The 22,040-nt window shown below is 70.5% G+C and carries 17 protein-coding genes; 9 read left to right on the top strand and 8 right to left on the bottom strand.

Annotated elements, in window-relative coordinates:
- Nucleotides 1-27: 27 nt before the first annotated feature.
- Nucleotides 28-1,305: an exo-beta-N-acetylmuramidase NamZ family protein gene (locus tag OHB49_RS32945; RefSeq protein WP_329164599.1), complete on the top strand. Its 1,278-nt coding sequence runs from the start codon at nt 28-30 to the stop codon at nt 1,303-1,305.
- Nucleotides 1,306-1,388: 83 nt separating this feature from the next.
- Here the strand turns inward: OHB49_RS32945 and OHB49_RS32940 are convergent, their stop codons facing one another.
- Nucleotides 1,389-4,217 carry a penicillin acylase family protein gene (locus OHB49_RS32940; RefSeq protein ID WP_329164598.1) on the bottom strand — a complete coding sequence of 943 codons (2,829 nt, stop codon included), beginning with the start codon at nt 4,215-4,217 and terminating at the stop codon, nt 1,389-1,391.
- A 260-nt stretch (nt 4,218-4,477) separates the two neighbouring features.
- On the opposite strand from OHB49_RS32940, the gene OHB49_RS32935 reads away from it, so the two are divergent.
- Nucleotides 4,478-5,089 carry a hypothetical protein gene (locus OHB49_RS32935; RefSeq protein WP_329164597.1) on the top strand — a complete coding sequence of 204 codons (612 nt, stop codon included), beginning with the start codon at nt 4,478-4,480 and terminating at the stop codon, nt 5,087-5,089.
- Between the two features lie 33 nt (nt 5,090-5,122).
- On the opposite strand, the gene soxR is transcribed toward OHB49_RS32935, so the two are convergent.
- Nucleotides 5,123-5,596, bottom strand: coding sequence for a redox-sensitive transcriptional activator SoxR (soxR, locus tag OHB49_RS32930; protein ID WP_030968345.1), 474 nt, complete (start codon nt 5,594-5,596; stop codon nt 5,123-5,125).
- 149 nt (nt 5,597-5,745) lie between these two features.
- Here soxR and OHB49_RS32925 point away from each other — a divergent pair, with 149 nt between their 5' ends.
- The gene (locus tag OHB49_RS32925; RefSeq protein WP_030968343.1) at nt 5,746-6,207 is read left to right on the top strand and encodes a MaoC family dehydratase; all 462 of its coding nucleotides are present in this window, start codon (nt 5,746-5,748) and stop codon (nt 6,205-6,207) included.
- A gap of 26 nt (nt 6,208-6,233) precedes the next feature.
- Here OHB49_RS32925 and OHB49_RS32920 read toward each other — a convergent pair whose 3' ends face one another.
- From OHB49_RS32920 to OHB49_RS32910, 3 genes are all read right to left on the bottom strand, one after another.
- Nucleotides 6,234-6,857 (bottom strand): TetR/AcrR family transcriptional regulator, encoded by a 624-nt coding sequence (locus OHB49_RS32920; protein ID WP_329164596.1) that lies wholly within the window; start codon nt 6,855-6,857, stop codon nt 6,234-6,236.
- Nucleotides 6,858-6,940: 83 nt separating this feature from the next.
- Entirely contained in the window at nt 6,941-7,231 is a 291-nt protein-coding gene (locus OHB49_RS32915) for a YiaA/YiaB family inner membrane protein (protein ID WP_030968339.1), read from the bottom strand.
- An 86-nt stretch (nt 7,232-7,317) separates the two neighbouring features.
- Nucleotides 7,318-8,469, bottom strand: a complete 1,152-nt coding sequence (locus tag OHB49_RS32910) for an acyl-CoA dehydrogenase family protein (protein ID WP_329164595.1) — start codon at nt 8,467-8,469, stop codon at nt 7,318-7,320.
- A 66-nt stretch (nt 8,470-8,535) separates the two neighbouring features.
- On the opposite strand from OHB49_RS32910, the gene OHB49_RS32905 reads away from it, so the two are divergent.
- Genes OHB49_RS32905 through ppk2 form a run of 4 tightly spaced genes read left to right on the top strand, consistent with a single transcriptional unit; the run spans nt 8,536 to nt 11,967 of the window.
- On the top strand, nt 8,536-9,210 hold the full coding sequence (locus OHB49_RS32905) for a TetR/AcrR family transcriptional regulator (RefSeq protein ID WP_030968334.1): 675 nt from the start codon (nt 8,536-8,538) through the stop codon (nt 9,208-9,210).
- A gap of 14 nt (nt 9,211-9,224) precedes the next feature.
- A complete protein-coding gene (locus tag OHB49_RS32900) occupies nt 9,225-9,944 on the top strand; it encodes an ArsR/SmtB family transcription factor (RefSeq protein WP_329164593.1) in 720 nt (239 codons plus the stop codon).
- 33 nt (nt 9,945-9,977) lie between these two features.
- Nucleotides 9,978-11,009: a DMT family transporter gene (locus OHB49_RS32895; protein WP_329164592.1), complete on the top strand. Its 1,032-nt coding sequence runs from the start codon at nt 9,978-9,980 to the stop codon at nt 11,007-11,009.
- Nucleotides 10,936-11,967 carry a polyphosphate kinase 2 gene (ppk2, locus tag OHB49_RS32890; RefSeq protein WP_234432760.1) on the top strand — a complete coding sequence of 344 codons (1,032 nt, stop codon included), beginning with the start codon at nt 10,936-10,938 and terminating at the stop codon, nt 11,965-11,967. Before OHB49_RS32895 ends, ppk2 begins: the two co-directional genes overlap by 74 nt.
- A 186-nt stretch (nt 11,968-12,153) precedes the next feature.
- Here ppk2 and OHB49_RS32885 read toward each other — a convergent pair whose 3' ends face one another.
- The 3 genes from OHB49_RS32885 to OHB49_RS32875 all read right to left on the bottom strand — a co-directional run bounded on the left by OHB49_RS32885 (nt 12,154) and on the right by OHB49_RS32875 (nt 16,220).
- Complete coding sequence (locus OHB49_RS32885; protein WP_329164590.1) at nt 12,154-13,491, bottom strand: MFS transporter; 1,338 nt, start codon at nt 13,489-13,491, stop codon at nt 12,154-12,156.
- A gap of 216 nt (nt 13,492-13,707) precedes the next feature.
- On the bottom strand, nt 13,708-14,787 hold the full coding sequence (locus OHB49_RS32880; RefSeq protein WP_313936513.1) for a Zn-dependent alcohol dehydrogenase: 1,080 nt from the start codon (nt 14,785-14,787) through the stop codon (nt 13,708-13,710).
- A gap of 38 nt (nt 14,788-14,825) precedes the next feature.
- On the bottom strand, nt 14,826-16,220 hold the full coding sequence (locus OHB49_RS32875; RefSeq protein ID WP_329164588.1) for an aldehyde dehydrogenase family protein: 1,395 nt from the start codon (nt 16,218-16,220) through the stop codon (nt 14,826-14,828).
- A 249-nt stretch (nt 16,221-16,469) separates the two neighbouring features.
- Between OHB49_RS32875 and OHB49_RS32870 the strand changes: the two genes are divergently transcribed.
- Nucleotides 16,470-19,019, top strand: coding sequence for a S8 family serine peptidase (locus OHB49_RS32870; protein WP_329164587.1), 2,550 nt, complete (start codon nt 16,470-16,472; stop codon nt 19,017-19,019).
- The gene (locus OHB49_RS32865; RefSeq protein ID WP_329164586.1) at nt 19,019-21,958 is read left to right on the top strand and encodes a VCBS repeat-containing protein; all 2,940 of its coding nucleotides are present in this window, start codon (nt 19,019-19,021) and stop codon (nt 21,956-21,958) included. The genes OHB49_RS32870 and OHB49_RS32865 overlap by 1 nt, the downstream gene beginning before the upstream one ends.
- Nucleotides 21,959-22,040 lie beyond the last annotated feature (82 nt).

Below are 22,040 nucleotides of genomic sequence, written 5' to 3'. Positions count from 1 at the left end.
AGTCGGAGCGATCATGGAGGTAGCCGAATGAGCCTGTCCAGACGTGGTTTGCTGGCCGCCGGCAGTGCGGTGGGAGCCCTCGCGGCGACCACTGCGGGAACCGGGACCGCCGCAGCGGGACCCGTGGCCGGGAAGGGGCACGGCGCGGGGCGGAACCGGCTCCTCACCGGCTTCGACCGGCTGGCCGCGGACGGCTACGCACTGCTGAAGGGGCAGAAGGTCGGGGTCGTCACCAACCCGACCGGGATCACGTCCGACGTGCGCCACATCGTCGACGTGATGCACCCGGACGAGCGGGTGGACCTGGTCGCGGTCTTCGGACCCGAGCACGGCTTCCGCGGCACCGCGCAGGCGGGCGGCTCCGAGGGGCGCTACGACGATCCGGCCACCGGACTCCCCGTCTACGACACGTACTTGAAGAGCGGGCAGCCACTCGCCGATGTCTTCACCGCGTCCGGCGTGGACACGATCGTCTTCGACATCCAGGACGCGGGCGCACGCTTCTACACGTACATCTGGACGCTCTACGACTGCATGGAGGCGGCGGCGCTCGCGGGCAAGCGGTTCGTCGTGCTGGACCGGCCGAACCCGGTGACCGGGCGGGCGGCGCTCGGGCCGGTCCTCGACCCGGCGTTCTCGACCTTCGTGGGGCGCCGGGAGATCGCGCAGGCGCACGGCATGACGGTCACGGAGCTCGCGCTGCTCTTCAACGCGGAGTTCCTGGCCGAGCAGCCGGTCGAACTGGACATCGTGAAGATGTCGGGATGGCGGCGCTCGGACTTCTTCGACGAGACCGGACTGCCGTGGGTGCCGCCGAGCCCCAACATGCCGACGCCGGACACCGCGCTGGTGTACTCCGGGACCTGCCTCTTCGAGGGTACGAACCTGTCCGAGGGGCGCGGCACCACGCGGCCGTTCGAACTGCTCGGCGCGGAAGGCATCGACCACCGGTGGGCGGCGGCCGCGAACGCGCTAGACCTGCCCGGAGTCGCGTTCCGCGAGGCGTACTTCGCGCCGACGTTCTCCAAGTTCCAGGGGAAGACGGTCGGCGGCGTGCAACTGCATGTGCAGGACCGGGAGGTCTTCGACCCGGTACGCACCGGGATCGCTCTCCTGGTGACGGCGAAGCAGACGTGGAGCGGGTTCGCGTGGCGCTCGGACAACTGGATCGACAAGCTCACCGGCAACACGCGGGTCCGCACGATGATCGACGCGGGCGCGGACACGGATGAGGTGGTGGGGGCCTGGGCGGCGGATCTCACCGCGTTCCGGGCGGTACGCAAGAGGTACTTGCAGTACCGGTGAGGCGGACCGGGCGGGTCCGAGGGTTCGGACCCGCCCGGCGGACCGGTTCCGTCCCCGGGCACCGGACGGAGTGGAACGAATGCCTACCGGTGGGTGGGGAACTCCACCACCTGCTGGTACGTCGGGCGGTTCTGCCAGTGGATCGCCTTCTGGCTGATCCCGCCCAGCGCGCGGTGGATGATCGAGTCCGTGCACCACTGCTCGCCGGCGCCGCAGTTGTCGTCACCGGGGTAGACCTCGCCGGCCGGTTCGGACGCCGCCTGTTTCAGCGAGGCGAGGAGGGTGTCCCGGCAGCTGCTCAGGTCTCCGTTTCCGCAGTACGTCCTGGCGAGCGGCCCCTTGACCGGCCGGCCGAGGACCTGGCGCAGGTCCTTGTCCACGAAACCCCACCAGCCGTACTGGAACGCCGATCCGCTGTGTGCCCCGCTCGGGCCGTGGCTGGCCGCCGGTGACTCGTCGGTGGCGAGAGCGGCGGTCAGCGCCCCGTACAGGCTGTCGCCGAGACCCGGCTCGAACTCGGCCTCGACCAGCTTCGGCCACCACGCGTCCATGATCCGTACCGCGTCCGCGTCGGTGTACGTGTGCGAGCCGGGGCTGCTCTCCCGGCGCTGCGACCCCGAAGCCCGCCAGGACTCCAACTGCTGGATGACCGCGTTCAGTTCCGGGTCGGCGACCGGCCGGGACCGGAGTACCTGCAGCAGTTCGGGCAGCAGCTGCTCGCCGCGCAGGTCGGTGAGTGCGGCTTCCGCCATCGCCCGGGTGAGCGAGGCGCGGGTGACACCGCCCTGCTCCACCAGCTTCGCCACCCGGTCGTCGAGCAGATCCGCCCGGTGCACCGCGCTGAGGCCGAAGCCCGCGGAGGCGTACCCCTCGGCCTGCTTGTTGTTCCAGGAGACGTAGTAGTCCTGGCCGCTGGAGTGCGGGTGCTCGGCGAACGGGGTGTAGGCGGCGGTGTTGGCGACCGGGTCGTAGCCCTGCCATTCGTACGCCTTCTCGGCCTTGACGGGCAGGGCCGGGTCGACGCCGGCCGCACGCACCGGGTTCATGCCGCTGTTGTAGTAGGCGGCGGTGCGGGAGTCGGCGTAGAACCAGTTGAAGGCGTAGTCGATGTTGCTCGCCGCCTGCTGGAAGGAGGCGGCGTCCTTCACGTACGCCGGGTCGTTGAGCATCTGGAAGCCGATGATCGAGTCGGCCTCGTGGCGGTAGGTGGTGCGCAGCGACGTGTACGCGACGGGCTTGCCGCCCACTGTGGCGCGGTGGGTGACGATGCCGTACGCGGTCCGCCACACCTGCATCCGGTAGGAGCCCTTCGCCGTGGAGTCGGCGACGGTCGGTGTCCAGGAGTTGGTGCGCTCCAGCTTCTCCATCGCGGTGCAGGTGCCGTGGTGGAGGTAGTGCGTGGAGTCCTTGGTGGGCGCGGAACCGTCCGGCTCGCACAGTTCGATGGCGTACGTGTCGGTGATGTCCTGGCCGGCCGAGGTTGCGCTCCACGCGTAGTCCTGACCGCGGCCCATCTGGACGTACATGCCGACACCGGCGAAGGCGACCCCGCGGGCGCTGATGCCGGGGCCCTGGAGCTCCTGGAGCATCATCAGCTGCGGCGCGAAGTAGCCGGTCTGCGGCCCGAAGACGGCGATCGGGTTTCCGCTCGCGGTGTGCTTGCCGGAGACCAGCAGGGCGTTGGACATGCCGCGCTTCTGGGCGCCGGAGCCGGAGCCGGGCAGCGAGCCTTCCGGGATGACGCCGTCGTCGTAGATGCCCTGGGCCTTCCTGAGCGCGGCCGGGGCCTTGACCGGGGCCTTCCGGTCGGTGCCCGCGGAGCCGGTGCGGTCGTGGACGAGCGGCTCGGGGGTGACCGAGCCCGGGTCGGGAAGGGCGGTACCGCGCGCCTGGGCGGGCTTGCCGGCGTAGGGGAAGGACGTGCCGTCGTGGACGGTCAGCACGGCCTCGGGGTCGTTCCGCTGCCGGAACGACTCCCAGACCTTGGTGCCTTCGGCGACCCCGTACTTCTGCTGGGCGGACAGCAGCGAGAGTGCCGCCTGCACTTCGCCGCCACCGCCGCCACCGAACTGACCGCCGACGACCGAGGCGATGGAGATCAGGTCGGTCAGCTTGAACGGCTGGATCTCACCGATGTTGGTGATCGCGTCGATCTTGCCGGTGAGGACGTACTCGCCGGGGAAGTAGCGGCCCTTCTTGGACTTGTCGCGGTACGCGTTGATGCCGTCGACATACGCCTGCGCGTCGGCCATGGCCTGCTCACCGCGCGCGCCCTCATGGGTCCTGATGTACGCGACCTGGGCTTCGAGATCGGCCTCGGTGTACGGGGCCTGCGGCCAGAACTGCTGCTCGAGACCCTGGTTGGCGAGTGCGCCGCCGGCGAACGAGGTCAGTTCGCCGCGCCCGATGTGCCGGAAGAGGTCCATCAGCCAGAGCCGGTCCTGCCCGGCCGCGTACCCGGCGCCGAACTCGGTGCCGTAACGGGTGGTGCCCTTGATGTGCGGGACGCCTGACGCCCTGTCACGGGTGATGGTGACGTCGTCGCGCGGCGAGGTGACGGACTCGACCTGGTCCTTCGGTACGCCGAACGAAGCGTCGTTGAAGAAGTCGGTCAGCTTCTGGTCGGTGAGTCCGGTGTACCCGGCCACCAGGCCGTTGTAGCGGTCGAGTTGGTCGTCGCTGTGCGCGGGGTGCGTGCCGAACGCCTGGTTGCCGAGGATCTCGACGAGGGTGGCGTTGCCGTTCTCGCCGGGCGGCAGGATGTCGTCGCACTGCCCCTGGCAGTAGTCGGCGACGGGGACGGGTTCCGGCGCCGCGGCGCCGGACTGCGGCGAGGCTGCGAGGAGGGTGGTACCGAGGGTGAGAACCGCCGCAACGGTGGCGGCTCTGAACTTGACGGTGCGTGGGGGCATGCGTGCTCCTCCGGGAGGCCGATGCGCCGGAGGTTACTGGCGGTATGACCCGTCGGTAAGGTGAGCATCGGTCACCTTTTCCGAATCGCCACATGCCGCCGCGTCCGAGCCGGATTCGATCCGGGTCCGACCCGTTTGAGCTGCGTCCGACGAGCACTGTCTCGGCCAATGGACGCGAATCACCTTTCGATGGAGCCGAATCGGGCAGTCGTACGTCCATCCCTTGACGCCGAAGTACGAGCGACGGAGGTGGCAGTTCGATGGCCGGTTTCCGCAGTCTTGCGAGACAGGTCCGCGATCCGCGGTGTGACCTGGCGCTACGGCGGTACTCGCTGCGCAAGTGCCTGGAGAGGTTCGCCCCCTACGGTCACCGGGCGACCTGGCACCATCTGTGTGCCCGGCACCGGATCGAGCCCGAGGACCGGGCCCCCGATCCGGTGCGGCTGGTGCGCGCGCTGGAGGAGCTGGAGGAGGCCCGGGCCGTCTGGCTGGGGTACGAGGCGGGGTTCGCCCAGCGCCGCAGGCGGGAGAAGCACGAAGGGCTGCGCCGGCCGGGCGCGTTCGACGACTGGCACCGGCGCACGTGGGGCGGGAACGGGGTGGCGCGCTGCGACGATCCGGCGGTCCATCCGTCCGCACCGCTGGGCGAGGTGCTGGGCCGGCTGATCGCCGCGCTGGAGTCGGAGCCGGGCACGACCTGCCCGGTGTGCGCGAGGACCGGGATCGTCTGGCGCCAGGACCTCGACCACGAGCCGTGGTCGGGGCCGGTCTGCACCGACTGCGGGATCGTGGTGCCGCAGCCGGTGCTCACGCCGAGGGCGCTGGCGAGGGCGCGGCGCATACGGACCAGGGACCTGACGTCCGCGGCATGAGGAGTGCCCGCTCCGCCCCGGCCCGCGACTCGCTTACCGGCAGTCCGCCGACCGGCGCTCCGGCATCAGCCGGGAGCCGCTGATCGAGTCCCCGGAGATGTCGTTCGGGTTGGAGAGCACGCATGTCTCCAGTGACAGGCAGCCGCAGCCGATGCAGTCGGTGAGGTGGTCGCGCAGCCGGCCCAGCTGCTTGATCCGCTCGTCGAGTTCGGAGCGCCACGCCTCGGACAGCCGCGCCCAGTCGTCGCGGTTCGGGGTGCGCTCCTCCGGGAGCTCGGCCAGCGCCTCGCGGATCGTGGCCAGCGGTATGCCGACCCGCTGCGCCGCACGGACGAAGGCGACCCGGCGCAGCGCGTCCCTGCTGTAGCGGCGCTGGTTGCCGCTGGTGCGGCGGCTGCTGATCAGGCCCTTGGCCTCGTAGAAGTGCAGGGCCGAAACGGCGGCACCGCTGCGCGCGGAGAGCTGGCCGACCGAGAGTTCATGGAGTGTCTGTGGGATCTGGGGCACCCCTCGAACCCTACGTGCACTCCCCCCGGCCGGTCCGTCGTTGACAGGAACGCCACACCCAACCATGCTGAGCAAGCGCTTAGACAGTAGCGATGAACGACGCATGCACGACGATGCACGGTCGAGAGCGGGAAGGCAGGACCAGGGACATGGCAGAGCCGAGGATCTTCACGTCCGCGCAGGAGCTGCGCGACGGGGTGGGCGAGCAGCTGGGGCACAGCGACTGGTTGGAGATCGACCAGAAGCGGGTCGATCTCTTCGCCGATGCCACCGGGGACCACCAGTGGATCCATGTGGACCCGGAGCGTGCCGCGGCCGGCCCGTTCGGCACGACGATCGCGCACGGCTATCTCACGCTCTCGCTGCTTCCGGCGCTGGTCCCGCAGATCATGCGGGTCGAAGGCATGAAGATGGGCATCAACTACGGCACCAACAAGGTCCGTTTCCCGGCCACCGTGCCGGTGGGCTCGCGACTGCGGGCGACAGCCGCCCTCAAGAGCGTCGAGGAGGCGGGCGGCGGCGTCCAGGTCACCGCCGTCGTCACGGTCGAGCGCGAGGGCGGCGACAAGCCGGTCTGCGTCGCCGAGTCGGTGTCGCGCTACTACTTCTGAGCCCAGCGGAACGGCGCCGAGTCGCCCTACCGCTGGGCCGCGACCATCCGCAGGACGAGGTCGGCGTAGAGCGCGCCGACCTCGTCGGGCGTCCGGCTCCCCTGCGCGCTGAACCAGCGCGCCACATCGATGCAGAGCGAGAGCACGGCCAGCGTGGTGCCCGGGATGTCGGGGACGTCGAACTCCCCCGCCTCCACGCCTTCACTGATGATCCGTCGGATCACCGCGTCGCTCCTGCGCCGCAGCGCGACGATCTCGGTGCGGTGCTCCGGGCCGAGGGCGTCGAGTTCGTACTGGACCACGCGGGCGGTGGTGTGCCCTTCCGCGTGCCAGCGGACGAAGGACCGCACGGCGTGGGCGAGCCGCTCGGACGCCGTGCCTTCGCTGTCCGCGGCCGTCTCCAGGAGGAGCAGGGCCCGGTCGTGACCGATCCTGCTGATCCGGTGGAGCAGCTCTTCCTTCGTCTTGTAGTGGATGTAGAGCGCGGCAGGGCTCATCCCGGCGCGGCCCGCGATGTCCCGGGTGGTGGTCGCGTGGTACCCGCGCTCGGCGAAGGCGTCGACGGCCGCGACGAGGAGCCGTCTGGCCGCCTCGGGCGTCACCTCGCCCCACGGCGTACCGTCGCCGCCGGTATCATCCGCCGTGCTCATCGTCACAGACCCCTTCCGTTCACCAGGACGCACACCATACCCCGAACCTGAGCAAGCGCTTAGGGGTCGGGGGGTGGAGGTCGTCAGAGCTTCTGGAAGGGGTCGTGCTCGGCGAGGATCTTCTCCAGCCGGGCCTGGTCGACCCGGCTGATGAGCTGCCCCGCCTCCTGGCGGTCCCGGATGACCTTGGCGAGGGTGAAGCAGGACGTGACAAGGTAGAGGACGCCGATGGCGAGGAAGCCCCGCACCCAGGCGTTCGCGTCGAGGAAGTAGATGCCGAGGGTCACCGCACCCATCGCCACCCCGAAGGATGCGACGGCCTGTCCGTAGAAGGCCGCGGTGCTCTGCTGCTTGACCGATGTCGTCTCACTCATGGTGGACAGCATCGACCGCTGCGGTGCCCGGCACATCCGCCCCCGTACTCAGCCCCGTACTCAGACGCCCGTTCGGGTGCGACGGCTCAGAAGGCGGAGACCCCCGTCAGGGCACGGCCGATGATCAGCTTCTGGATCTGGCTGGTGCCTTCGTAGAGCGTCATCACCCGGGCGTCGCGCAGCAGCTTGCCGACCGGGTACTCGTCGATGTAGCCGTAACCGCCGAAGACCTGGAGGGCGTTGTTGGCTGCACGGACGGCGGCCTCGGAGGCGAAGAGCTTCGCCTTGGACGCCGCGGTGGCGAAGTCCTCGCCGCGGTCGATCAGGTCGGCGACCCGCCAGGTCAGCAGCCGGGCGGCGTCCACGTCCACCGCGATATCGCTGATCAGTTCCTGGACGAGCTGGTAGCTCGCGATGGACTTGCCGAACTGCTCACGTTCGCCCGCGTAGCCGACGGCGGCGTCGAGGGCGGCCTGTGCGATGCCGACACAGCCGGCCGCGACCGACATCCGGCCCTTGGCGAGGGCGGACATGGCGATGGAGAAGCCCTTGCCCTCGGGGCCCAGGAGCGTGGTGGCGGGGACGCGGACGTCCTCCAGGACCACTTCGGCAGTGGCCTGGCCGCGCAGACCGAGCTTGCCGTGGATGGTGCGGCGGGTGAGACCGGGAGTGTCGGTGGGCACCAGGAATGCGGATATGCCCTTGTGGCCGGGGGCGTCGCCGGTGCGGGCGAAGAGCAGTACGACGTCGGCCCAGGTGCCGTTGGTGATGAACATCTTGGTGCCGTTGATGACGTACGAGTCGCCGTCGCGGACGGCCTTCGTCGTCAGGTTGCCGGCGTCCGAGCCGGTGCCGGGCTCGGTGAGGCCGAAGCAGCCGATCGCCTCGCCCGCGGTGAGCGGGGGCAGCCACTGCCGCTTCTGCTCCTCGTCGCCCCAGGTGGCGATGGTCTTGGCGACCAGCCCCAGGGAGACCGAGACGATACCGCGGACCGAGGAGTCGCCGCGGCCGAGTTCCTCGGTGACCAGGCAGTACGCCAGGTGATCACCGCCCGAGCCGCCGTACTCCTCCGGGACGGTCAGCCCGAGGAAGCCGAGGGAACCCAGCTTCTTGACGATCGGCCTGTCGACATTCTCGGCGCGGTCCCACTCGACGACATGCGGGGTGATCTCGCGGGCGACGAAGTCCTTGGCGAGCTGCCGGACGGCATCCTGCTCCTCGCTGAGCTCCAGGTTCATCCTTCGGTTCTCCCACTTTTAATTAGCACTGCTAGTTTTACGTTCGCAGGCCCTACTATGTGCCGCATGGCCCGACCGCGCAAGCCCCTCCTCAGCAGAGACCGCATCGTCGAGACGGCGAGCGCGCTCGTGGACGCCGAGGGGCTCGACGCCGTCTCCACCCGCCGGCTCGCGGCCGAACTCGGGGTCAGCGGACCCTCGCTCTACAACCACTTCCGCAACAAGGACGAGATCCTGGACGCGGTCGCGGACGCCGTGTCCGCGCAGGTCGATCTGTCGATGTTCGACGAGTCCGACGGCCGCGACTGGCAAGCGGCCCTGCACGACTGGGCGGTCTCCTATCGGGCGGCGCTCGCCGAGCACCCGCACATCGTCCCGGTGCTGGCCCAGGGCCCCGGCCGCCGTCCGGCCGGGCTGCGGGTCGCCGACGCGGCGTTCGGTGCGATGGTCCGCGCGGGCTGGCCGCCCGCCCAGGCCACGTACATCGGCGCACTGATGCGGTACTTCATCACCGGCTCGGCGCTGGGCTCGTTCGCGCGCGGCTTCGTCGACGACGAGACTGCGTACGACCCCGCCGACTATCCGCACCTCGGCCAGGCCCATCTGCTGGCCGACCGCCGTCAGCAGGTCGACGAAGGCGCGTTCGAGACCGGGCTGCGGGCGTTGCTCGACGGCCTCGCCCTGCAGTACGAGCAGGGCTCTGCCGCGCACACGGTTCGGCCGGCGCCGAAGCGTTCCTGACGCATCCTGGGTGCATGGCACGCATGGCACCCCACGACCCGGCCGCGCCCCGCCTCGCCGCCCTGGCCGCACTCCTCGCCGACGAGACCCGCGCCTCCTTCTGTCTGGCCCTGCTCGACGGCCGCGCCTGGACGGCTGGGGAGCTGGCGCGGTACGCGTCGGTGGCGCCGTCGACCGCCAGCGAACATCTGGGGAAGCTGATCGCCGGGGGGCTGCTGACCGAGGAGCGGCAGGGCCGCCACCGCTATGTGCGGCTCGCCGACGAACGGACCGCCCATCTCGTCGAGGACCTCGCCGCCCGGGCCGCACCCGGTGACGGGGAGCGGCCACAGACCCTGCGGGCGGCAAGCACGAGCAGCGCACTGGCCCGCGGACGCACCTGTTACGACCACCTCGCGGGCCGGATCGGCATCGCGATCGCGGACGCGATGACCGCTCGGGGACTGCTGCGGCAGGACACCGGCTTCGCGCTCACCGACATGGGTCTCGGCTGGTTCGCGGAGCTGGGCATCGGTCTGGACACGGGGACGCGGCGTCCTCTCGTACGCAGCTGTCTGGACTGGACGGAGCGCAGGCCTCATCTGGCAGGGGCGGCGGGCGCCGCGTTGTGCAGGCACGCCCTGGATGCCGGCTGGTGCGTCAGGATCGGGTCCGGGCGGGCGGTGAAGGCGACCGGGGACGGGGAGCGGGTGCTGCACGAGCTGCTCGGAATCGAGCCGGAAAACATTCGGTGAGGGCCGAACCGTTCCCCGTTTAGAGTCGGGCTCATGACGACACCCATACCCGCCTCCGCCGCGCCCGCCACCGGACCCGCGGTCCGCGACCGGCGGGCGATCGCCGCGGCCGGCACCACCGTGGTGCTGTGGGCCTCCGCCTTCGTCTCCATCCGCAGTGCCGGTGAGTCCTACTCGCCCGGTGCACTCGCGCTCGGCCGGCTGCTCGCGGGTTCGCTGACGCTCGGCGCGATCCTTCTCGTACGCCGCGAGGGGCTGCCGTCCAGGGCGGCGTGGCCGGGCATCGTCACGTCCGGGCTGCTCTGGTTCGGGCTCTACATGGTGGTACTGAACTGGGGCGAGCAGCAGGTCGACGCGGGCACGGCCGCCATGGTCGTGAACATCGGCCCGATCCTGATCGCACTGCTCGGCGCCCGGCTGCTGGGCGAGGGGCTGCCGCGCAGGCTGCTGACGGGCATGGCCGTGTCGTTCGCGGGCGCCGCGGTGGTCGGTCTCTCCATGTCGGGAGACGGGAGTTCGTCGGTGCTCGGGGTGGCGCTCTGCCTGCTGGCGGCGGCGGCGTACGCGGGCGGGGTGGTCGCCCAGAAGCCGGCGCTGCGGCACGGCTCGGCGCTGCAGATCACCGCGTTCGGCTGTGTGGTCGGTACCGTCGCCTGTCTGCCGTTCTCCGGTGTGCTGATCTCCGAGGCGGCCGACGCCCCGGTGTCCGCGACGCTGAACATGGTCTATCTGGGCGTCTTCCCGACCGCCCTGGCCTTCACCACCTGGGCCTATGCGCTCGCCCGCACCACTGCGGGACGGATGGGCGCCACCACATATGCGGTCCCCGCGCTGGTGGTGCTGATGTCGTGGCTGCTGCTCGGCGAGGTGCCCGCGCTGCTCACGGTCGGCGGTGGCCTGCTCTGTCTGGCCGGGGTGGCGGTCTCCCGGAAGCGTCCGCAGACTGGACGCACCCGAAATGGTCGGGCACAGCCGGTGGAGGGACGCCGTCATGACCCGGAGCGCCAAGGATCCGAGCAGCCGCAGGAAACGGAAGAAGAGGAACAAGGCTGCCGACGACGCTGACCACAGGGAGGCCGCCCTCGCCTGGGCGGCCCGGCACGGTGGCGCCGAGCTCGAAGCCTTCGGCGTGACCGACAGCGGGGACGACGATCCGGTCCTGGTGATGCCCGACGGGCGGGCGCGCGACGCCTGGCGCGAGGACTATCCGTACAACTACAAGCTCGGCCGGAAGGCATACGAGAAGGACAAGCGCGCGCTGCAGATCGAGCTGCTCAAGTTCCAGCACTGGGTGAAGGAGCGCAACGAGCGGCTCGTCATTCTCTTCGAGGGGCGCGACGCGGCCGGCAAGGGCGGCACGATCAACCGGTTCACCGAGCACCTCAACCCCCGTGGCGCGCGGGTCGTGGCGCTGGAGAAGCCCACCGAACGCGAACGCACCCAGTGGTACTTCCAGCGGTACACGGCACATCTGCCGAGCGCCGGGGAGATCGTGCTCTTCGACCGTTCCTGGTACAACCGGGCAGGCGTGGAGCGGGTGATGGGGTTCTGCACGACCCGCGAGTACCTCGAATTCATGCACCAGGCACCGGGCTTCGAGCGGATGCTCGCCCGGGACGGCATCCAGCTGGTGAAGTTCTGGTTCTCCGTCTCCCGCAACGAGCAGCGCAACCGGTTCATGATCCGCCAGATAGACCCGGTACGGCAGTGGAAACTGAGCCCGGTCGACCTCGCCTCGCTGGACAAGTGGGACGCGTACACGGAGGCCAAGGAACTGATGCTGTTCCACACGGACACGGCGGACGCGCCCTGGACCGTGGTGAAGAGCAACGACAAGAAGCGGGCCAGGCTGGAGGCGATCCGGCACGTGCTGCACCGCTTCGACTACCCGGACAAGGACACGACGGTGGTCCGCGAGCCGGACCCGCTGATCGTGGGTCCGGCCTCCCGGCTCTTCGAGCAGGGCGAGATGGATGCCCGGCTGCTCACCACGCACCGGTCGGTGGCCGGGCCGACGATGTGAGCCCGGGTCGGAACACCACGAGGGCCCGGCAGCCCCTGTCCGCGACCCGTTGCGCCGGTCGGCGTCCCGTCGCCGCAAGGTGCTGCGGGGGTCCACAGCGATCACCTCCCGTCCGGCTCGCGGCGGCTCCGGGACCGGTGCGGGGAGCCACCGGTGCCGGAGCCGGACCGGGTCCGGGAGCCGTGATCAGCGTGAACTCGCCCGCCCCGCAAGGACCTTGATGGAGACCAGTGCGATGACCGCCAAGCCTATGATGTAGGCAGCCACCGCCATCGACGTGCCCGTCGCCTCCAGCAGCAGCACCATCACGAACGGGGCCAGGCCGCCGCCGAACACCGCCGCGATCTGGTAGCCGAGCGAGGCGCCGGTGTAGCGCATCTCGGCCGTGAACAGCTCGGCGAACAACGCCGCCTGCGGCCCGTACATGATGCTGAGGAAACAGCTGGTGACAAAGGTGCCGACGGCCATCCAGAGCAGCGACTTGGTGTCGATGAGCAGGAACATCGGCACCGCCCACACGGCGAGCCCGGCCGCCCCGAGCGCGTAGATCCGAAGCCGCCCGATGCGGTCGGACAACGCCGCCGACGCCGGTATCAGGACGAGCTGGGTGAGGCTGATGCAGAGCGAGACCGTGAGGACGGCCTCGCGCTTCATGCCGAGCTCACGGGTCGTGTAGTCCAGGACGCCGGTGATGATGATGTAGAAGGTCGCGGTGTTCACGGCGAACGAGCCGCCCGCGAGGAAGACCGTGCCGAGGTGCTCCCGCACGATGGTGCGCAGCGGGGAGCGCGCGGAGCGGCTCGCCTCCTGCTCGGCCAGTTCCTTCTCGGCCTCGCGGAACTCGGGGGTCTCCTCGACGCGCGTGTGGATGTACCAGGCGAGGACCAGGACCAGCAGGCCGACCAGGAACGGCACCCGCCAGCCCCAGGCGGCGAACTCGCTGTCACTGGTGAGGGCTCCTGCGGCGAGGAAGACGGTGTTGGCGGTCACCACACCGATGGGGACGCCGAGTTGGACGAGGCTTCCGTAGACGCCGCGCTTGCCCTCGGGGGCGTATTCGGTGGCCATCAGCATGGCGCCGCCCCACTGGGCGCCGACTGCGATGCCCTGGACGACGCGCAGGGTGACGAGCAGCACCGGAGCGGCGATGCCGATCGTCTCGTACGTGGGAAGCAGGCCGATGCCCGTGGTGGCCACGCCCATCAGGGTGAGCGCGAGGACCAGCATGGGTTTGCGACCGCGCTTGTCGCCGAGCTGGCCCGCGATGATGCCGCCGAGCGGACGGGCCAGGAAGCCCACGGCGAAGGTCGCGAACGCGGCGAGGACACCGGCGGAGCCACTGCCCGCGGGGAAGTAGAGGTCTCCGAGGACCAGGGCGGCGGCGATGCCGAAAACGAAGTAGTCGTACCACTCCACCGCGGATGCGAGCGCTGCGGCGGTGGCCACCTTGCGGCGGGCCCGCGTCTCGGTGGGGGTCGGGACGGTCTCGGTGGTGCCCGGGCTGGCGGATGGTGACGTGTCCATGCGTGCACACTCCGGTGGGTGCGGGGGACGGGGTCCCGACGGGGCTGATCCGTCGGTCCCGGGACCGTACTGACCGGACGGTATGCCGGTCAACGGGTCGTGCAGCAGCAGTTTTTACCTTCACATGACACTCAGACGGCCGCGACGAGGAAGGGCCGGACACGGCGAAATCCCCGGCCGCCACCGAGGGCGGCCGGGGTCCCTTCCGGGCAACGGCTAGAAGACCACCAGGGCCCGTCCGCCCTTGCCCGCGATCATGTTGTCGAAGGCTGCCGGGATCCCGTCCAGCGCGATCCGTTCGGTGACCATCATGGAGAGGTCGAACCTGCCGGCCCGGATGTGCTCGGCGAGCACGGGCAGATCGCGGGCGGGGTCGCTGTTCCCGTAGACGCAGCCGGACAGCGAACGGCCCCAGTGGAAGATCTCCAGGGCATTGAAGGTCACCTGCTGGTCCTTGCCGCCGATGCCGACGACGGTGGTGCGGCCGCCGCGCCGGGTGGAGTCCCACGCACCGCGGATGGTCGCGGGCCGGCCGACGCACTCGACGGCGACGTCCGCGCCCTGTCCACCGGTGAGCCTGCGGATCGCGCGCGGCGTGGCGTCGGAGGCGATGACGTAGTCGGTGGCGCCGGCCCGGCGGGCGAGTTCCTCCTTCTCCGGGGAGACATCGACGGCGATGATCTTCGAGGCTCCGGCGATGCGGGCGGACTGGAGCACGGCCAGGCCGACGCCGCCGATGCCGAAGACGACGACCGTCTCGCCGGACCGGACCCGGGCGCTGTGGTGGACGGCGCCGTATCCGGTGAGGACCGCGCAGCCGAGCAGGGCGGCGTCGGTCAGCGGGATGCCGGCCGGGGCGGGCAGTGCGCAGTTCGCCGCGACGACCGTCTCCTGGGCGAACGCCGCGACGTTCAGGCCGGGGTGGAGTTCCGTGCCGTCGGCCGTACGGGCGTGGACGTTGCCCGCACCCGTCAGCGCGTCGGCGCACAGCCAGACCTCACCGATCCCGCAGTGGTGGCAGCTGCCGCAGGAAGGCGCCCAGTTGAGTACGACGCCGTCGCCCGGCGCCACGTGGGTGACGCCCTCGCCGACGGAGAGGACGGTGCCTGCTCCCTCATGGCCGAGGACGGCGGGGACGGGCACCCGCATGGTGCCGTCGGACAGGGACAGGTCGGAGTGGCAGACCCCGGCGGCAGCGAGACGGATCCTCACCTGGCCGGGTCCGGGCTCCGGGAGTTCGATGTCGGTGACCTCCAGGGGAGCTCCGACGGCGGGCAGTACGGCGGCGCGGACCACGGACCGGCTCCTTGCTGATCGGGGTGTGCGGGGACGGTTCAGAACTGGAGGGACTTGGTCTGGAGATATTCACCGAGGCCGTGCTGACCGAGCTCACGGCCGACGCCGGACTGCTTGTAGCCGCCGAACGGGGCGATCGGGTTGAACCGGCCGCCGTTGATGTCGACCTGCCCGGTGTCCATCCGGCGGGCGAAGGCGACGGCTTCAGCATCGTCGGCGGCCCAGACGGCGCCCGCGAGCCCGTACACCGTGCCGTTGGCGATCCGGAGCGCGTCGTCCTCGTCCTCGTACTTCAGGATCGAAATGACCGGGCCGAAGATCTCCTCCTGGGCGATCGTCATCTCCGGGGTGACATCGGCGAACACGGTGGGGCTGACGTAGTAACCGGTCGGGTGCGGGGCCGCTGGGCCACCGGCGACGAGCCGGGCGCCCTCCTCGATGCCCTTCTCGATGTAACCGCGTACCCGGGCCTGCTGCTTGGCGTTGACGACGGGGCCGACCCGCTCCCCCGGTACGTACTTGGCGACGGCCGCAGCAGCGAGAGCGACGGCTTCCTCGTACCGCTCGCCGTCGACGAGCATCCGGGTCCAGGCGCTGCACGTCTGGCCGGAGTTGGACATCACGTTGGCGACGCCGACGTTGACGGCCTTGGCCAGATCGGCCGAGGGCAGGATGACGTTGGCGGACTTGCCGCCGAGCTCCAGCGCGACGCGCTTGACCGCGCCGCCCGCGGTGGCGCCGATCTGCTTCCCGACGGCGGTGGAGCCGGTGAACGAGACCAGGTCGACGTCCTCGTGCGCGGCGAGGGCCTGTCCGGCGACCGGGCCGAGGCCGGTGACCAGGTTGAAGACACCGGCGGGCAGGCCGGCCTCCTCGGTCGCCTCGGCGAAGAGCTGTGCGGTCAGCGGGGTGTCCTCGGCGGGCTTGAGGACGATCGTGCAGCCTGCCGCAAGTGCCGGAGCCACCTTGGCGACGATCTGGTGCAGCGGGTAGTTCCACGGGGTGATCGCCCCGACGACACCGACGGGCTCCAGCAGGACGGTGGAGTTGCCGTGCTTCTCCTCGAAGGGGTACGACGCGGCAAGTTCCGCGTACGAACCGGCGACCAGGACCGGCACACCCGCGTGCACCGCCTGCGACAGCGCGAGCGGCGCGCCGAGTTCGGCGGTGACGGTGGCGGCGATCTCGTCCTTGCGGGCCACCAGGACATCGCGCAGGGCGGCGATCCGCGCGGCCCGTTCGGCGGGCGGGGTGGCGGACCAGCCGGGGAACGCGGCTCGGGCGGCCCGTACCGCGGCGTCGATGTCCTCGGCGGTTCCGGCCGGGACATGGGCGATGACCTGCTCGTCCGCCGGGTTCACGACCGCGATCGTGTCCGCGCCCGATGAGGGGCGCCACTCCCCGCCGATGTACATACCGTCGTGGGCCTTCATGGCATTTCCTCCCGGACATGGATACGGCCGATGTCGTCAGCACCCCAAACTAGCGGCGTTAGTTTTTGGGCGCCAGAGACGCCCGTCACGTGCGGCCGGGCCGTTCACCCGGACTTCGCCGCGCGGCTCAGTAATTCACCAGTAACGGCCTCCTCCTAGCGTCCCGGATCAGCCCGCCTCCTCCCGTACCCACCCCCTGGTCCCGGAACCGCGGCGGGCTCCCCGTACCAGCCATGGAGGAGCACTCCGATGCATCTGCCCCGATCCCCGCGGCGCAGAACCGCCGTGTGGGCTGCGGCCGCGATCACGGCCACAGCCGCACTGTCCGGCCCCGCACCCGCGTTCGCGCAGTCTGCGGCGGACCCGAGCCCCGTCACCGCGAAGGTCGACTCCGCCGTTCTCGACACCGTCGCGAAGGGCAAGGAGTCGACCTTCTTCGTCGTCCTCAAGAAGCAGGCGGACCTGTCCGCTGCCAAGGGCAAGCGCAGCCACGCCGCGAAGGCGAAGTCGGCGTTCTCGGCACTGCGCGCCGAAGCGAAGAGCAGTCAGCAGCCTCTCCAGGCCTTCCTGGACAAGGAGAAGGTCGGCTACCGGTCCTTCTGGATCGCCAACGCGGTCGAGGTGACCGGCGGCGAGAACCTCGTCGACGCCCTGGCGAAGCGCCCTGATGTGGCGAGCATCGTCAAGGAGCACACCTACAAGCTCGACCGGACCGAGTCGAAGTCGACCGACGCCGCCACCGACGCGGACCCCACCGCTGCCGAGTGGGGCGTCCAGGACATCAAGGCCGACCAGGTCTGGGACCAGTACGACGACCGCGGCGAGGGCATCGTCATCGCCAACGTCGACTCGGGCGTCCAGTACGACCACCCGGCGCTGAAGGGCAACTACCGCGGCAACAACGGCGACGGCTCCTTCACGCACGACTACAACTGGTACGACCCGACCGGTCAGTGCACGACGTCGGCGCCCTGCGACAACAACGGCCACGGCACGCACACCATGGGCACCATGGTCGGCGCCGGCGGCGTCGGTGTCGCGCCCGGCGCCAAGTGGATCGCCGCCAAGGGCTGCGAGTCCAGCTCCTGTTCGGACTCCTCACTGCTCGCGGCAGGCCAGTGGATCCTCGCGCCGACCGACCACACCGGTCAGAACCCGCGTCCCGACCTCGCCCCCGACATCGTCAACAACTCCTGGGGCGGCGGTGACACGACCTTCTACCAGGACATCGTCGAGGCGTGGAACGCGGCCGGGATCTTCGAGGCGTTCGCCGCGGGCAACGACGGAAACGGCACAACCTGTTCGACCACGCACGCGCCGGGTTCCCAGGCTCCCGCGTACGGCGTGGGCGCCTATGACTCGGCCGGGAAGATAGCGGGCTTCTCCGGCTTCGGCCCGTCCCTCGTCGACGGCTCGGCCAAGCCGAACATCTCGGCTCCCGGCGTCAACATCCGCTCCACCTGGCCGGGCAACACCTACAAGTCCATCAACGGTACGTCGATGGCGACGCCGCATGTCGCGGGCGCGGTCGCCCTGCTGTGGTCGTCCGCCCCCTCTCTCATCGGCAACATCGACGAGACCCGCGCGCTGCTCAACCAGGGTGCGCGCGATGTCGACGACACGCACTGCGGCGGCACCGCCGGCATGAACAACGTCTGGGGCGAGGGTAAGCTCGACATCTTCGCGTCCGTCGACAAGGCCCCGCACACCGCGGCGGTCGTCACCGGCAAGGTCACCGACAAGGCGACCGGCTCCGCGCTCGCCGGCGTCACGGTGAAGGCCTCGGGCTCCGCCTCGACCCGCACCGTGACCACGTCGGCGGACGGCTCCTACCGGCTCACGCTGCCGGTGGGCACGTACGACTTCGCCCTCAGCGGCTACGGATACGCGGACGGTTCCGCGTCCGGTGTCACGGTCGCCACCGGTGAGCAGCTCTCCAAGGACTTCACGCTCGGCGCGGTCGCCTCCCACGCGGTGTCCGGCACCGTCCTGGACGTCACCGGCAAGCCTCTCGCCAAGGCCACCGTCCGGGTCGCGGGCACTCCGGTCGCCTCCGTCACCACGGACGCCTCCGGCCACTTCAGCCTGCCGAAGGTCGCCGAGGGTTCGTACACGCTGACCGCTGCGCCCACCGCGCCGGTGCTGTGCAACGGCGTCTACAGCGGCTCCCTCGCCGTCGACGGCGACGAGACCCTGACCGCCCGCGTTCCGGCGCGCTCCGACGCGGCCGGCAACAGCTGCGCCCCGGCGACGTACTCGTGGATCGGCGGCAGCGGCAAGGTCGCGCTCAGCGGTGACGAGGACGCAAAGACGATCACACTGCCCTTCCCGGTGAAGCTGTACGGCGTCTCCTACTCCAGCGCGAGCGTCACCACCAACGGCCTGATCAACTTCCTCGAGCCGCGGCTCGGCGACTACGACAACGTCGCGCTGCCGTCGGCCGAGAAGCCCAACGGCACCGTCGCCGCCTTCTGGGACGACCTGGTCCTCGACAAGAAGTCCACCGTGCAGACGGCGACCACGGGTACAGCCGGCAGCCGCAAGTTCGCGGTCGTCTGGAACGACGCCGCCTTCGTCGGCAACACCTCGGCCCGCGTCTCCTTCGAGGCCGTCTTCGAGGAGGCCACCGGCTCCGTCACCCTCCAGTACCAGGGCCTGTCCACCGCCTCGCCCGAGAACGGCGCGAGCGCCACCGTCGGCATCGAGAACCAGGCCGGCACCGACGCCCTCCAGTACTCCTTCAACGAGCCGGTCCTCAAGGACCGGTCCGCCATCCGCATCGCGCAGGGGACCAAGTGATGAGAACCAACTCCCGGCGGGCGCTGCGGCTCGCCTCCGCGCTGGTCGCGGCCGGTCTGGCGCTGAGCGCCGCGCCGCCCGCGCTGGCCGCCGACGACGGCAGCAGCCTGCTCACCCTCACGGACAGCCAGGCCGAGAAGCTGGCGGACCACGCCCAGCTGAACGCCTACGCGGAAGCCGATCGCGAGAGCGTCGACCCGCAGGGCGCGACCACCGGATCCGGCACCTCCGGCGCGGACCAGGGCACGGACCAGGGCTCGGGCTCCCACCTCGACGAAGGCACCGGCACGGACGCCGGCGCCGCCGTGACCGTCTCCCCCAAGTCCACGCTGGAAGGCGTACGCGGCCTGGCCGCCACCCTCCCGGCCGGCAAGGGCGGCGACTACTTCACCCTGCACAGCCTCGGCAGCGTCCAGCGCAGCAAGGCCGACGGCACCGCCCTGTGGCGGCGCGACAACGCCTCGCTGTACGCGGACTGGGGGGTCAAGAACTCCCGGCCCTGGCAGACCGAGCCCTACCCGGCGCGCATCGTCATGGGCTACAACGCGGTGAGCCCGTTCACGCCCGCGTCCGACCAGGGGTACGTGACCGGCGACCTGACCGGCGACGGCGTGGACGACGTGGTGTTCTCGGCGAGCGTGGGCGTGTCCCCGTACCGCCCCTTCACCTCTCCCGGCTCCACGCTGCCCAACGGCACCTTCGTCACAGTTCTCGACGGCAGGACCGGCAAGACGCTGTGGTCGAAGCTGTACGCGTACGCCTACAACGTGAAGCTCGTCGGCAAGACGCTGGTCGTCACGGACGCGCCGTACTACAACCTCAACTCCCCCGCCGCCGCGACCGCCACCGTGTCCGGCATCCGCTTCTCGTACGCCGACGGGGCGCTGACCCCCTCCGACACCTGGACGTACGACACCGGCGTGCGCGCCGGTACGGCGTGGGGAGCCCTGGAGGACCTCGGTGGCGGCCTTGTCGCCGCGTCGTACAACCAGCGCAAGACCACGACCGCCGCAGGCCGCGGCCACACCCTGGTGCTCGACACCGGGGACGGCTCCGTCAAGTGGCAGACGGACACCGCCCTCTACTCGCGCCAGCTGCACCTGGACACCGCGCGCGGACGGCTCGTCGCACTGGAGCAGTCCGACCCCACCGACGGCGTGAAGTACGAGATCGACTCCTACGCTCTGGCCGACGGCAGGCGCACCACGCTCGACACCCGGATCAACGCGGTGCCCATCGACATGACGACGGGCGACCTGCGGGGCGACCGGAAGACCGAGTACGTGGTCAGCGAGTCCACCCTCAGCCCGACGCTGTGGCTCAACGCCAACACCGTGCGGGTCGTGGACGGCACAGACCCCGGCAGCGTCCTATGGTCCTCCACCGTCAAGCGCGCCGCCGACAACGGCCACGACGGGCCGAGCGCCTGGAGCCTCGACGTCGTCGACGGGAGCCTCGTGACGGCCGCCCAGGACGACACCGGCATGGACACCGCCGAGAACCCCGGGGGCGGGCAGTACGCCTCGCTCACCGTGTTCTCCGGCAGCGGCGACGTGCGATGGCAGGTCAAGGGCGTCGGCGCCTCGCCGATGTTCAACCAGGTCTACCGCGACGCCGACGGCCAGCACGTGCGCACCGTCGACCAGGACCAGAACGTCCGGACCTACGGGTTCGGCAACGGCAAGCAGCAGAGCGTCCTGCCGCTCCAGGGCGACCTGTCGTCCGCGCGGTCGGCCGACATCGACGGCGACAAGAAGAAGGACCTGGTCGTCGGCGGCACGTCCAACGGTGTCTGGGCCTACTCGGGTCCGTCCCTGACCGCGGGCAAGCCCGAGCTGCTGTGGAAGGCCACGGTTCCCGGGCAGGTGCACCGGATCGAGAAGGGCGACGTCAACGGCGACGGCCACGACGACTTCGTGGTGGCCGCGGACACGGCCGTCGCGGTTCTCGACGGGCGCACCGGCAAGGTCATCGAGCGCATCGACGGGAACGGGCAGTTCGTCCGCTCGGTCACGGTCGCCGACCTCAACGGCGACAAGCGAGCCGACATCGTCGTGCCGACCGACAAGCTGCGGGCCTACCGCGGTGACGGCTCGAAGCTGTGGACGTACGCGGCGCCCGACAGTGCCGGCAGCGTCGTCTTCGGTGACCTCGCGGTGGGCGAGGGGCGGGTGTACGCGCAGTACACGAGCACCGACGCCTTCGAGAAGGAGTCACCCGCGGCCGACGGCGCCGCGCTCGACGCCAGGACGGGCACCGTGCGCTGGACGGCGAGCCCCAAGGCCCCGGCCGAGAGCGTGGACGGCAAACTGTACGGAGCCGTCCTGAACCACGGCGTCTTCACCTCACCGGAGATCCCGTACGCCGGCGGTCACGCGGTCGTCTACACCTGGCTCGCCGCGACCTCGACGACGGCGGAGGGCACGCCGGACGGTTCCGGCCTGCGCGCGGTGGTCGAGATCCGCGACAGCCGCACCGGTGAGGTCCTCCACCACGGCATCGCCGGAGGCCCCTGGAACGTAGGCAGCTACTTCACCGGACCCGAGGGGCTCGTCCTCGCGGGGACGGCGTCCTTCCGCACCTACGCGGCCGACGGCCAGGACCACCGGATCTACACGCTGCCGTCGACGGAGACCGGCGGGTTCCTCACCGGTCCCGGCGGACGACGCCTCCTCGTGGGCGGCATCCAGGGCGGACTCACGCTGTGGGATCCGTCCGTGCTGACGACGGGCGACGACTACCCCGCCGCCGTGGGCGGCACCACCTTCATCGGAGCCCGGGAGTACTTCTCCGGCGACCTCGACGGTGACGGTGTCGACGAGGTCGTGAACCTCGGCTTCGACGAGACCGGCTTCGACCGCATGACCGAGCTGCTCGGCGGTCGATATCTGAACCAGTTCACCGCCCTCTCCCAGATGACGGTGTCCACGCTCTCCTGACGGGCCTCGTCCTGCCGCGGGCCCCCCGGACTCCGGTCCGGGGGGCCCGCGGTCTGCGCGACGAGGCGCGTTACAGTGGCGC

The sequence above is a fragment of the Streptomyces sp. NBC_01717 genome, from assembly GCF_036248255.1.
Taxonomy (GTDB): Bacteria; Actinomycetota; Actinomycetes; order Streptomycetales; family Streptomycetaceae; genus Streptomyces.
The sequence above is the reverse complement of the archived record's forward strand: the minus strand, read 5'-3'. Positions and strand labels throughout refer to the sequence as shown.